The 13128-nt window shown below is 48.7% G+C and carries 16 protein-coding genes; 1 reads left to right on the forward strand and 15 read right to left on the reverse strand.

The window, feature by feature from the left end; translation table 11 throughout:
* Positions 1-16 precede the first annotated feature (16 nt).
* Positions 17-1024 (forward strand): hypothetical protein, encoded by a 1008-nt coding sequence (locus SK35_RS09430; RefSeq protein WP_048216034.1) that lies wholly within the window; start codon positions 17-19, stop codon positions 1022-1024.
* Here SK35_RS09430 and SK35_RS09435 read toward each other — a convergent pair.
* The 15 genes from SK35_RS09435 to SK35_RS09505 all read right to left on the reverse strand — a co-directional run bounded on the left by SK35_RS09435 (position 955) and on the right by SK35_RS09505 (position 12877).
* Positions 955-1341 carry a hypothetical protein gene (locus SK35_RS09435; RefSeq protein WP_075551246.1) on the reverse strand — a complete coding sequence of 129 codons (387 nt, stop codon included), beginning with the start codon at positions 1339-1341 and terminating at the stop codon, positions 955-957. The genes SK35_RS09430 and SK35_RS09435 overlap by 70 nt on opposite strands.
* A complete protein-coding gene (gene virB10 / locus SK35_RS09440; RefSeq protein WP_048216035.1) occupies positions 1334-2584 on the reverse strand; it encodes a VirB10/TraB/TrbI family type IV secretion system protein in 1251 nt (416 codons plus the stop codon). The genes SK35_RS09435 and virB10 overlap by 8 nt, the downstream gene beginning before the upstream one ends.
* Positions 2585-2603: 19 nt before the next feature.
* Positions 2604-3506, reverse strand: a complete 903-nt coding sequence (virB9, locus tag SK35_RS09445; protein ID WP_187426985.1) for a P-type conjugative transfer protein VirB9 — start codon at positions 3504-3506, stop codon at positions 2604-2606.
* Positions 3503-4186 (reverse strand): virB8 family protein, encoded by a 684-nt coding sequence (locus tag SK35_RS09450; protein ID WP_048216037.1) that lies wholly within the window; start codon positions 4184-4186, stop codon positions 3503-3505. The genes virB9 and SK35_RS09450 overlap by 4 nt, the downstream gene beginning before the upstream one ends.
* Positions 4179-4316, reverse strand: coding sequence for a hypothetical protein (locus tag SK35_RS09455; RefSeq protein ID WP_048216038.1), 138 nt, complete (start codon positions 4314-4316; stop codon positions 4179-4181). The genes SK35_RS09450 and SK35_RS09455 overlap by 8 nt, the downstream gene beginning before the upstream one ends.
* Positions 4317-4399: 83 nt before the next feature.
* The gene (locus tag SK35_RS09460) at positions 4400-5464 is read right to left on the reverse strand and encodes a type IV secretion system protein (protein WP_048216039.1); all 1065 of its coding nucleotides are present in this window, start codon (positions 5462-5464) and stop codon (positions 4400-4402) included.
* 10 nt (positions 5465-5474) lie between these two features.
* Complete coding sequence (locus SK35_RS09465) at positions 5475-5702, reverse strand: EexN family lipoprotein (protein WP_048216040.1); 228 nt, start codon at positions 5700-5702, stop codon at positions 5475-5477.
* A gap of 11 nt (positions 5703-5713) precedes the next feature.
* On the reverse strand, positions 5714-6418 hold the full coding sequence (locus SK35_RS09470) for a type IV secretion system protein (protein ID WP_048216041.1): 705 nt from the start codon (positions 6416-6418) through the stop codon (positions 5714-5716).
* Positions 6419-6438: 20 nt separating this feature from the next.
* Positions 6439-9183, reverse strand: coding sequence for a VirB3 family type IV secretion system protein (locus tag SK35_RS09475; protein ID WP_048216042.1), 2745 nt, complete (start codon positions 9181-9183; stop codon positions 6439-6441).
* A 10-nt stretch (positions 9184-9193) separates the two neighbouring features.
* Positions 9194-9487, reverse strand: coding sequence for a TrbC/VirB2 family protein (locus SK35_RS09480; RefSeq protein ID WP_048216043.1), 294 nt, complete (start codon positions 9485-9487; stop codon positions 9194-9196).
* The gene (locus SK35_RS09485; protein WP_048216044.1) at positions 9487-10194 is read right to left on the reverse strand and encodes a lytic transglycosylase domain-containing protein; all 708 of its coding nucleotides are present in this window, start codon (positions 10192-10194) and stop codon (positions 9487-9489) included. The genes SK35_RS09480 and SK35_RS09485 overlap by 1 nt, the downstream gene beginning before the upstream one ends.
* A 642-nt stretch (positions 10195-10836) precedes the next feature.
* Positions 10837-11046 (reverse strand): TraR/DksA family transcriptional regulator, encoded by a 210-nt coding sequence (locus SK35_RS09490; RefSeq protein ID WP_044711713.1) that lies wholly within the window; start codon positions 11044-11046, stop codon positions 10837-10839.
* Between the two features lies 1 nt (position 11047).
* Complete coding sequence (locus tag SK35_RS09495) at positions 11048-11620, reverse strand: DUF2857 domain-containing protein (RefSeq protein WP_048216045.1); 573 nt, start codon at positions 11618-11620, stop codon at positions 11048-11050.
* A gap of 17 nt (positions 11621-11637) precedes the next feature.
* Positions 11638-11823 (reverse strand): AlpA family transcriptional regulator, encoded by a 186-nt coding sequence (locus tag SK35_RS09500; protein ID WP_044711720.1) that lies wholly within the window; start codon positions 11821-11823, stop codon positions 11638-11640.
* 133 nt (positions 11824-11956) lie between these two features.
* Positions 11957-12877, reverse strand: coding sequence for a hypothetical protein (locus SK35_RS09505; RefSeq protein WP_048216046.1), 921 nt, complete (start codon positions 12875-12877; stop codon positions 11957-11959).
* Positions 12878-13128: the final 251 nt, after the last annotated feature.

The raw sequence follows: 13128 nt of genomic DNA on the forward strand, positions 1-13128 counted from the left end.
CATTTGTGGAGGGAGTATGTCGAAGACGAAAGTACTGTTCGCTTATTGCCATGAACTCGGGCGCTGTTTGTCCATTGATGAAGCGCGAACGGAATTTTTTTCCAGAAAGCCGGAAGAAAGGAAGCGGTTCACTTTTTCATGTAGCGATCGCAACTGTGATGTCACCATTAGCGGTGTTAACTATCACGTCAAAGCTGAAGATGGTGAGAAATTCAAGGCTGCGCACTTCCGTTCACCTCATCCTCACAAGTTCGGATGTGAATGGCTCGAATTCACCGAGGATGCGGATCAGGAACGGCGTACAGACGAGTCAGAGGCTGATTTCACAGAACGAAAAGCAAAGCAAAAGCTGACGGACTATATCAACTGCTTTGACCCTTCAATAGATGATCCTGATGGCGAACCATCCGATCCCGTGAAGCTTGTTACGCCTGTTCACACAAGAAAAACGGTCGGGGATGATGATAAAACGGACACAAATGAAGAGCCCCGCTGGAGTCGCTACACGCGAACCAACCAGCTTCAGCGACTTATCGACACATGGCAGGAAGCGAAAGAAACGCTGCCTCAGGATGAGTTCCGGGCGTTGAGACTCAGGATCATGCACCACGATCAGGTCTATCTACATGAATATATAACGCATATACAGCGTGGATTGGCTAATCCGTATTCGGGCGTCATCTATGGTGGTGGGACCCTAATGCATCGGTATGGTCGGGGTTTTCTGATTAATTTCTTTGATAAACATGAGGGGAAGCCTGTTCGTCTGTATGTCAGTAAAGATCTGATGGCGAAAGGGCGGTTTGGTCATTATATCGATGAGATTCTGGACACTAAAAACGTCAGATATTTCCGTATATTTCTACTCAATCCGGTTGTTTCCGAGCGGGAAAACAGCACAGGAAAAAGCGTTATCAACCTTGAAATATCAAAGCTGCGTCAACTGGCGATTTACTACGAGCTGAACTCCAGCAGGGAAGATGAATCTTCATCGGTGGAGACGGAGGGGGAAAGTCCGGCGTAGCGGCCTAATGTTGTCACAAAAATGAGTATATCGGTGACGTCAGGCAGCGATATCTGCTTATGTGCCAGCCGGATATCGTCCGAGGAAAAAGGTGGTGCATCCAAAGGGCCTTCACTGATGGTGATACAGAATGTTTGCTCTTCTCCTGAGTCAATACTGAGTTCTATCAATGCGCCTCCGGCACGATAGCATGTCATGACTATTCTTCTGATTCCGGTAAGGTGTGACAGTAAGTCGTTGACGACAGCATTACTGAAATCGTCCCTTACGATGATGTCTGTCGCCGTGACACCAAACAAAAACTTTCGATTATTCACTCTTCATCCTCAGCGTGTAGATGCCTGAAAAATCAATATCCTGCCCTGTGAGCAGGTTGATGATTTCACCCTGATTTTTGTAGAGAGTCGGTGGGATATTAATGCTGTTTTCCAGCGTGGTACGTGCCATATCCGCCATAGCCTGACGGCTGTTTTCGGTATAGTCGGTATTCCGATCTTTCTGACCGGCACTGTTGGATGCCCATGCCCCAATATCAGGGATCATACCGACCAGCAATGCGCCTCCAAATCGCTCCCTGAAATGCGAGTCGATCCAGCCATCAACGCCAGCCTCGCCCAGTTCTCCGGCAGCATTCGTATCGACCAGCGGAATATCAAGGAAAGGGGGCTGGCGGGTACGCAGTTTCGTGATGATGATGAATGCGCGTCCCTGTCCATGTGTCATTCCTGTTTCTGCGCCAGTCTGGTACATCCCCGTGGCAGTGGTCCCTTTTTCAATCATCTTTGTATTACCGCTGGCGCTCCAGATGTCTTCGGCGATCGTGCAGCGGATTTTCCCAGCCCGATCTGAGACAAAACGGTAATCCAGTGAGCAGGGAATAGTGGTATTTTCAGGCACGTACAGATCGGGATCATAAGGAATTCGCCGGACCGCTGTCGGGGACGATTCCGGCTGTGGCGACGAGGTGTTTAGCGGCTGACCGGTATCAGAAGATTGTGTCCCTGACGGCTGCCCGGTAGAGGATACCTGCGCCATTTCCTGATGGCGGGTCCGTACCGGATTTCGTACCGCCGAACCTGAACTCTCCCGGCGCACCAGAAAACGGGCTTTATCTAAGTCGGGCAGTGCCTCCGATCCGTTGGGTGTCGTACTACCAGGGTTGTTGTCCGCCTGTTCTGGTGTTTTCGCGTCGATATAGTGCGTACCCAGATCGGTACGCTGCCGGGAATCGGTTCGATCTGTCGGGGCCATAGTTTCCTGAGGCTTTTCTTCACCGGGCTGCCAAAGAAGATTGTGGTATATCCAGTTACCCACCCACGCCAGTGCAATCAGGGCAACGGCAGCGAATGCCAGAAAAGCGGTGGCTTTCCCCCGCTGGCGCTTTTTCAGTTTATTGACAGTCGGCTGTATGGGATCGTTATTGTCATCATCCTGCCAGGTGTGAAGCACAGCTTCACGCTTTGCGCGGGCCTCGCGCTCAAGCGCAGCAATATCATCATCCTTCTGTGTCGGACAGGACCTGGATTCATCTGGCACAGGATGTAGATGTTCGTCGTTCATGTGTACAGTTCCTCAGCTGTTAATGGGTTGGGGTTTTTTCCACTCGCTCAACCTGCGGGGAGACTGTGGCACCATCTGCGACCTGAACCCTGCCGAAACCACGATTTTCCAGGCCGACCACAGCGCCACCGGAACGCAGGATCAGACGGGGCGTGACCTCCTGAATAACCAGTACGGTGAAGTTGCCTTTCCTGCGGACACTGCTGTTAACCACATGCTCCTGGCCGTTTAGCTCTTTCGTCAAAGAGGGAATGGATTTAGCTGGGGAAAAGCCCACGAACGTAAAGCGACCATCGTCATAGGCGAAGTCCGGAACGATACGCGTGCTATTACTCCCCGGATATTTGAGATAGTCCCAGTTTCGTGGTGTCTGCGCGGCGTTAAGAGCCTGCTGGATATCGGCCTGCTGTTGTTTCTGCTCCCGTTCCTGCGCTTTGGCTGTGACCTCACGGCCCGCTTTTTCGCGTGCTTCATCGGGATAGCGATAACTCACCTGAAAAGCAGGCTGCTGCGATGATTTTTCATCGATGACGTTTAGCTCGACGTTATACAGCCGCCGAGTAGTAACGATTAGCATGTTGGTATGCCAGTCGTGACTGTTGGGAGGAATGACCACCTGCGCTGTATTACCGTCCACTCCGGGGGCACTCTGAACCAGGGCTACTGGGCGGATACTGACCCGGTTTGCGTCTGCTGTGGCTTCCCATGCTTCCTCAAAACCTGGTTTAGCACTGATAACCGCTTCGTCATTGTCAAAGATCAGCGTGGTTACGAAACCGGGTCGGGTATTGACGACAGTGACGTTAAACGGGTTATAGACAACCTGCTGGAGACGGGCGTCGTAGCGGCTTGCTTGTGGTATTGCAGCACCCCAGGCTATACCGCACATCGCCAGTGCGAAAAAGATGATAATTTTCATTATTCAACTCCTCTGATTTCACGATCTGCCTGCCAACTGGTCACCGTAAAACCGAACGGGTTAACTTCCCGCTCTGTATCGCTCATTTCCTTACTGGGGTTGGAGTGGAATGTCAGGTGGGCATCCCAGTATTCTGTACGGGTACTGCTATCAGCGAGGCGGCGGATAGTTTTTTTGTAACGGAGGGTGGCGACTTTATCGGGGGCAGTGCCTTCGGTGATCTGATTAGACAGGATGTCGATATGTACGGTGTGGGCCTCATTCTGGTACACCTTATCCGGGGCGTCTTTTCCTGCATAAAGTGCCAGATAATCATCATTAACCTGAGGGCTGTTATAAACCTGTACCGTTGAATAATCGTCCTGTAGGGCAGGGTAAATGTAACGTTCACGCACTCTAACGTAACATGAGGTCATCGCCTTTTGATAAGCATCTTCCGCTGTCAGACTCGTTTTTGACGCTCGGGTGACGTGCTCCACCCGTCCGGTATGATTATCTACAGCGTACAGCTCAATAACTGCCTGTTTCAGCGGTAATAGCAGCACCACAATTGTGAGTGCCAGTATGGCAATGAGTAAGCCCGCGCCGCCAACCATAAATCCGGCCTTCGTGGCGCGTTTGTCCCGCTCAATCATTTTCTGCTCAAAGGTGCGGGAATCCGCAATGACTGACTGTTCACTCATGATTGTTTAACTCCGCCATAATCTGAGGCGTGTTGACCGGGATGCCGTGCCCACTAAAGGCCTGGGGATGGGGAGACTGCGCACAGCCGTAAAGCGCGCACAGTAAAATCAGCGCAATCAAGCGTTTCATGGAATGTTTCCTCAGTGGGTTGGATAGAGGGTTGTGTTAGCGTTGGGGGGATTGACGGAAATAGTATGCAAGGGATGACAAGTTTAACGATGGAATTTCTGAACGGTTGTTTCTCTTGATTTCACCAGTCGCCGGGCCTCGTTCCTGGCGATCATTTGCTCAATGGCATACTTACGTACCTGAGCAGCTCTGTATCCTGGGCCGCTGCCGGGTTTATCTGCGCTGGCATCTCTCCAGCCCTGAAAATTGTCCTGAATTGCGCGGGTTGTCTGCTTCCCGGCTCCTGCGGCTAATTTCCCTGCACCAAACGCCGCTGCGCCTATACCCACGGCGGCCAGTCCCTGCATGGAGACAGTGGCTCCCGCCCCGGCTAGCGCTCCGGCCAGTTTTGCGGAAAGGTATACCATTATTGCCGCGCAGACCCCGGCGAGACAGACCTGAGCACCTAGCTCCACAATATTAGATTGTGCAGATATTTGTGTGGCAATATCTAAGCGGGAGTTTAAATAATTAACGACCACTCGTAGCGACAATGCAGAAAATAGAACCGTTAATATGGCGGCGAAAATATTTTGCAGCCAGTTGTTAAACATGGGACGTAAAAAGCCATACATGAGACAAAAGATAAATACGGGGGCTGTGATGCTGAGCAGCAAAACCATGACCTCTGCGATCATTGCAACAAAGGCTGTAATAGTCATTAATACGAATATCCCAAGCCACACATAAAATTGAGCTGTGATGCCCTCGTCTTTTATGTACGTTGAATTATCCATGTCATGTAACGTTTTGCCTAATACCTTCGCTTTATCCCATAGGCTATCCAGTAGTTGCCATATATTATCGTTGCCGGAAAAGCCCTCTTTTAAGCCATTGATCGCGTCAATTACCCCGTCGAGATAACCGCTGACATTGGCCACAAAGGACAGGATGATGGCCATCCTTATGATGTCCCACATGACGTCCTCCATGGGGGTGGACAACTTACCTGCCAGGCTCTGGTATCCACGCCACATGATATAAAGTGTCGCTGACGTTGCCGCCAGTCCCAGCATCATGGCGGAGTATGACATCATCAGTCCCTTTGTTGCGTCGGTGACTCCCCCTATCAGGTGTTTTTCAACACCGATAAATACACCACCAGGCATATTAACCTCACTATGAATTTAGGTTGGGAGTGGGGGAATTTAACTGTTGAATCTGAAAATGAGCTTCATTGGCATTTTTACAATTTTCAGAGGCATCGCCGGTTTTCAGGCATTTTTCATACACTGTTTTCAGCTCATCGGGATGATCTTTGTACCACTGGGTCGTTTTGGTTTCGTCTCTGCAGCCGCAAATGATGAGGAATAAAATGGACAGGAACGAAAAGGTTAATAAACGCATGTGAAACTCCTTTAGCGGTTTAAATCGGGGGTTGGTGCAGTTAACTGCTGCTGGTTCCACTGTTTGAGACGCTCATCCTCCAGCACTTTTCCGCGTTTTTCTGCCGCCTTCACACTCATTTCCCACTGATCAGTGAGCGTGTTCAGCATCACTGATTTCAACTGAATACTGTTGGCAAGGTCCTGCGACTCCTTTGAGTCTTTAGAGAGTGCAATACGGTTCGAAAGGTTGTTGATCTCGCCCAGAGCCTGGCTGACCTGATCCTGGATCTCGTCAGTCTGCTCAAATTGAATTGCCTTATTGATGACCTGTTGTTTGCAGATATCGGCATAGCTTCCGGACTGCGCCGCGTTGCACGTATCAAAAACCCGGTACTTTGCGTATAGCGCATCGAACTGCCCGGCGGTGCCGCCAGAAAGTAGCAGGTCGTTGAGTGTCTGGCCCGGCTTACGCAGTTTTTCCAGATCTGATTTAAGACTCTTCGCCTGATCAACGAAATCAACAATATTCCGGACACCGGTGGCCGTTGCTAACTGGTCTTTATATGCCTGAATTTGGCTCTCATAATGCTGCGCTGTTTGTATCCAGCGTTGTGCCTCTTTCAGCCATTCGAGCTCACGTAGTGGGTCAGCATCCACCAGAACAGGGATACCTGCGTGTGCCAGCGGGTTGATGATCACACACGCAATAATTAATGCATGAAAACGCCGTTTCATCATGAATCTCCTGTGGGTTTTCAGAGTGCCTGAGCCAGGTAGGTATCCAGCCATTCATCGGGCTGCATCCCTTCACGGTACAGAGAGTCGAAGATTTCCAGGTTGTCGGCGCTGCCGCTCATGACTTTTGTGTACTTGCCGATACCGGAAAGATCGAGCGTCACACGTGCAGCAAAACGCTTTATGTCGCCGCGTCTAAATTGATTTTTTACCACTACATACTGACGGGCCTGCGGATCCAGGGCTTTCACGACGTCGAACACCTCCGGTTCAAACTTCATTCCGTCGACATAGTGTGCCCGGTCGGCACTGGGGTTAGCTGCCAGAATCTGCGTCCCACACTGCTCAATCACGGCAGGCGCAATTTCATCCCTGATGATCTCCGCCGGGGACTGGGTTCCTACAACCAGCAGCCCGTTTAGCTTACGGATAGTTTTCAGCCGGTTATAGGCAAAATCCTTAAATACCGGATCCCGTAGCCATTTCCAGAACTCATCCATGAAGATAACCAGTCGACGTCCGTCGAGTAGGCTGGTAATGCGGTACAGCAGATAAAAGGAGATCGGTGCGCAGATATTCGCATCGTCAAGGAACTCTGTGCCGTCAATGCCAAAGTTATCGCAGCGATTGATATCGAAGGTGTCTGATGCGTTATCAAATACCCAGCCAAACTCGCCACCCTGCGCCCACTGCGACAGGCGAATACTCAGGCCATTCTCCTGGGCTTCTCGGGTCGCAGGCTCCGGAAGATTCTCCAGTAAACGGGTGATCCCATGAATACGGTACTGCGGTTCATTACCGATCACCGCCAGTATGGCGTCATTTAGACGTCGCTCATTGCGGGGTGTGATAGTCGCACCGTTACGCGTACACAGCAGTTTCATCAACTGACTGATAAAACTGATATTGCGTTTCGTGGGCGACAGCGAAAATGGGTTCCACCCGGTGGGCTCGCCATGTGTAATACGGTAATAACGGCCTTGCAATGCCCGGATATTTATTTCAGCGCCACGATCCTTATCCAGATAAACGGTTGTCAGTCGTTTGGTTTTTGCGTCAGGAGAAAAACTCTCCATACGGCTATATTTCTGCTGCATGTTTTCCAGAAACGTCATGAGCATGGTTTTACCCGAACCGTTGGTACCGAGAATGCAGGTACTGGCTGGATTCTTCTCGTTGAATTCATCCTTGTCAGCCAGCGTATTGTGAAGGTTCAGATAGTAGCCATCCCCTGAGGGGGCACGCAGTAAGGCCATCGCATCCCCCCAGGGCGCATTATCGCGCTTGCCGGGATAGAAATTGTGTAGCGAAGCCAGCTCGACAAAATTCTGACTGCTCAGCTCACCCTTGCGGGGCCGCAAATGATAATTGCCGGGCAGTTGTGCCATATACCCGGCTGAAAGCGAAAGCGCGGCGGGAACCGATATAATGCCGAGGTTGTTCAGGGCATTGCTGATTTCGCTGGTATCGGCTACCAGACTATCCAGCGTGTGGGAAAACACCATGATGGAAAAATGGTGTTTTCCATACGCAATTTTTCCCGATGTCAGCAGGTCAAGTGCCACATCCAGATCCAGCCGCTGTGACACCGCATCATCATCTGAACTCATTAACAGACGTCGGGTGCGTTTGATGGCCTTCCGGGCTTCTTCCCGTGACATGCAGGTGTAGGACTGTGTGATGACATAATCGCAGGGGGCATAAAGCAGCGAATCCATCATCCCAGTCGCTGTTTCTTCAGGGAACTCTTTAACTTCCAGACCCCGGAAATACTGGGTGCCGCCGGCATGGTTTATCTGTCCAGACTCCCCGGAGAAAAACAGCGCTGCCGATCCCATGACCGAATATGCAGGAGCACGGGTGACGCGGATCCTACGCCATTGGTGCGTCAAGAGGTACTCGTAAAAAGATAACTGGGAGGAGAATACCGCCTGTTCTTCGCTGAACGTACCAAGAGAGTGTGCGGCGTAGCGTGACAGAGCGGTATCGAGGGTACCTTTAATTTCCAGCATCTCCTGCAACGCACCGTCAAGCTCTTTCAGTTTCTGGCCGTCTTTCATACGCCGGTGTCCGGCTTTTTCCAGACTGGCAAAAGGGCGGTAGCAGGCAGTCAGGAACAAGCGGTTACGGCGAAACGGGTTAGCCTCCAGCGAAGCATAATACAGACGGCTGACTTCATCAGCGTAAGAGTTGCCGGATACCTTATGTAGCGAATCGGTAAATGGCTCCCTTACGTTATGGATATAGAAGGTGATCGGCATCCCCTCGAAAGAGCGGATAAGTCCGTGCAACTGGTTATGGTCAATATTGAGCGTTTCTTCTGATTCACAATCGAACGGAGTGCCCGTCAGTTCCCAGGTACAGTAGAGGTCACTATTGGGTGAGCGGACGACATGCTGATGAATATGCGATGAATACGGAATGTATTTCCTGAGCGTGGCACTCTGATTCAGTTTCATGACGTTGAGAAACTCCGTGATATCAACAGCATCATGCTCAATGGGCATAAATGCTGTTGCGCTAAATAGACGGTTTGCCGCAGGTTTTCCTCTTGCCCTGAGCCAGACGGCTATCAGGCTGAACCGCATGGGTTCATTCCTGGTGAGTGATTTCATCAGCAGAAATTCAATCGGGAGTAGGGCAAGGAAAGCGACGGAGGTCCAGACAGCAATGATGATGGTGATACCCGTGACAGCCAGTAGAGGCACCATCGGCACGCCCCATAGTGCCGCCGGACGTTTCATTGCCTTAAGCAGCTTTGCCATAGATAACCTCTCAGCTCATCAGCAGTGCGCCGATTTCACTGCCTCCACCAATCAGGATGCCGCCAATGATGATGTAGGCGCACTGGGACAGGCTTTCGCCTTTCCAGAGTGTCTTGTAACCTACCCAGATCACGGCCACGGTAATGGTGATGGCTGCCAGACCATTAAGGCCAGTGGCGACTTTTTCCATCACAGTATTTGCGCGTTGAAAGCCGTCGGCAAAAACCGGGGGTACAGAACAGACGATGAGTGCAAATGCGGAAACAGGACTGAAAGCGGCCTTAAGTATGCGGCAAAGTGTCATTATTCTTTCTCCTCACGGGGTGACAGGGAGAGGCTCCGGCGCAATGACGGCGTAGAGATCTTTTCGAGGGCAATTTTCTTCTGGCGGAATTTTGAGGGGACGCCACGAACCACGCCCTTCGGCCAGATCACGCAGGGACGTAACTGGTCACCTGCAGGCGTAGGCTTCAGGAACGGCGGGGATGTTAATTTATCCTCGTGGGTTCCGGGTACGGCATAGTGGGGAGCTGCAGCGTAACCAATCCGTTGCACATAGCTGGTTCCGGAAAAAGCCGCTTCCGGCTGTTCTCCGGTACGGAAATTGCCGGAGTAGTAGCAGCTCAGTGCTCTTTTCAGCGAGCCGCCGCGTCGGTAACAGTCGTTGAGGATGTATTCGAAAACAGACAAATTGGTACAGGGATCAAGCAGGTCAGAGGCTGTCACACCGTAATGATGAAAATTGGTACTGGTAATTTGCATCAGCCCCACAGAGTAACGGCGGCTCTGCGCCACAAGGCGACGTATGATTCGCTCTGCTCTTTCCCGGCTGGTAGGCTGATGAGAAATGATTTTATTGTGTCTGAAGGTGCCTGAGCCCCTTGGGATAATTTCTGCGATCGCATAAGGGTTAAAATTGGACTCCACCCTTACGACGTCGAGTGCTGTGGACGGATGAATGCTGGCGGCACACTGCATGGCCACCGCCAGAAAGGCAGATGTGGAAAGCATAGTAGCCTCGGGAATGCGGGCAGCGTACATAGCTAAAGAACCATGCATGCTGAGGGAAATTTGAAGGGTTAAATGTGTGGTTTCGAGATTGTGAGCGCTTTGCGCCGGACTGCCGAAACCAAAATAAAGAATGTCATGGGATATTCTTTACAGGAATTTTGATTCGGATAAATGCTGCACTAATGTTTTTGCGGTAGATGTTTTATTTCAGCGTATCAGTTGAAAATTCCAGATCGACAAAAATATGTCACTTGGTTTTATCTGGATAGTTCTCCAATCAAAATAATAATAAACGGGTCACATCCCAATTCTGCATTCCGATTTCAACGGGTCAGCGAGAACATTCAGCGGCACACTGAATTAAGGTTGTGTGATAGCCTGATATAAATTATTAAAGAGCGGTGCTCGACCAAGGCTGAATAAATTCCTTACTGTCAGGTCGATGAGCAGAAACACTATCAGGATGGATTTAATTAATATAAATTGGAATGATAAAGTGAAAATGAAATGCTAAGAGTTTTTTGGGGATGAATTTTAGTAGTGTAGGGGGGAGGGAAGATATAATCGGTGATTGTGTTTTTACTAATAGTGAAATATAAAGACGTGCGGGGTTTTAATTCCCTGCACGTCTTGCTGTTAAAATTATCGTTTGCGTCGCTCAAGCATTTCCTGGCATTCTCTACACGTTGTTACTCCTGGGAGAGTGCGCCTCCGCTTTTCAGGAATTGGTCTGCCGCAGAACTGACAGTGATACAGGGAAGGCGTTGCTGCTGGTTTGAAACGGCTTTGCTCAATCATTTCCTCCAGACGTTGCTCATTGAATTCCTGGTCGCGATCAACTTCGTCAGGCATATCATGTCCTCCTGTCTGTCCTTCCCTGCTCGCAAAATGTGATTCGGTTACAGACAACAGTGAGTGAGGGGGGATTGGGCTCCGAGGCTAATTCTTCGGTGATCTGCATCATGATATTAAGAGCTTCATTAGCATCAGGGCTTTTTCCTTTTAACGCTTTCCATCGGCACCATATTGCGGCATCCATGGTTTCATCAGGAAGAGGTGTGCGCCCATATGGTACAGATATGCCTTGTAATCTGCGGTTGAGACAGACATCGTTAGAAGTAAGACCGAAATAATGCTTTAGTAATGCTATAGATCCACCTAACCGGATCGCCCGATTAATTTGCTGATGATACTGGGTTTCAGTACGTACTTTTTCCAGCCGTTTGCGTAAAATATCATGGTGAATTTTTACCGCAATGAATGATACGGGAGAGTGGCAGAAAGAAAATAATGCATCAAAGGGTAACTGACTGATTTCGTTAATTTCTTCAAGAGTAAATCCAAGTGCTTCAGCGTAAGATAAGTCACCTTCCTTCAATGCATATATTACATCCGTGAGTACGTAATAATTCAGCGAGGGAAACATAAGTTATCTCTCTTGTCTTAGCGGTTAGCTAATTTACGATTAATCCATTCGTCAATCTCCGACTCGAGCCAGGCTACGCTGGCTGGGCCGATTTTTATTGAGAGTGGGAAACTCTTGTCTTTCATATACAGATAGATTTGTGAACGTTTAAGACCTGTTTTTTGCTCGACTTGTCTGAGGCGTAGTAATTGATGAGATGGCATTTGTTCCTCCAGGGCTTATGGCATTGCTATCATAAAGGAACACAGAATGATGTTTAGATAAAGACCGCGAACCCGTATCACGAAAATATTGACTCGTAATACGGATCTGAGCGATATATACACTAAGGATGTACTACTTCACCGTAGTTTTATACGATAAAGGGGAGCCACGCTCCAGCGCCGTTTTTAGCGTATCACCGCTGAGATGATCGGTGATGCCATCAGCAATTGCCCATTCCTCAAATATAGACAAGAGTTTGTAAGGTTGTTTCATCAGAGGGCGTATATCATCATTATGATGACAGGCTAACCAGAACAGCCGGGATAAGGGTGTAGATATTCTCGTCGGTGATAACGTGGAGTTTTTGTCAATAGTTAGCTTTTCTATTAATCTCTCGATTTCAACACATTTGATAACGAAACAAGCATCTTGTGGCAAGTCATGCATTGGGAAGTAGCATGGAACCGTATATTCCCGCTTTTCATTCCGCCAGGAAGACTCCTTGATTATAGAGGTGGCCTCATCCGGTAAGTATTTTATCTTGCTCTGAATTTGTTCTTTCCATGATGTTTTATTGAAAAGCAAAAATAGATCATTTGCATTCGTAACAGTAATTCCAAAATTAATGGCGTAAGGATTGTTAATAGGTGGTGGTATTCTGAGTGAGTCTGCTAGATACCTTTGAATGATAATGTACTCAAATCCAAATAGGTTAGTATCAAAAATATTTCTGCGAGATGAAAAGTAATCACCTTCAGTAGATATGATAAGATTCCTATTATTTATGAAACACTGCTTATCAAGAAAACAGAGTCTCTTTAGTTCTGAATTGTCCAAAGTAGATATTTTTACCTTTTCTCCATTTTTAGCTATTTTTCGTAATATTACCGAAGACTGGAAGTAAATGGATAGATTGATTTGCCCATAAAGTGCACATCGATATATGGTACTTTCTGTAATTGAGGTGTCGAATGTCTCATTAATCACTTGCACAGCTTCGTGTATTGTTAACCAGTTTTTTGCCATAAGCTTGAGATTGCTATTCCAGGACATGAATAATTTTCCTTTATTTGTTTTTTTTGGTAATTATCTGATGCTATATGTTAATTGATTGCTATCAATGTGCGACATACTCCAGTATTTATAGGCATGCGAGGTTCAGAAAAATAAATTATCTTATTGATGTTTCTTCTTTATAACTTGTAAGTGGCTGTCATCAATGGTACAAGGGAAAGGGGCTTTATCGGTATATATCATATCCGTTAATTTCAGCCATGCTCTGTTGTCCAGAGTCAGAATACATC

This window comes from Citrobacter sp. MGH105 (assembly GCF_001037485.2).
GTDB classification, from domain to species: domain Bacteria; phylum Pseudomonadota; class Gammaproteobacteria; order Enterobacterales; family Enterobacteriaceae; genus Citrobacter; species Citrobacter portucalensis.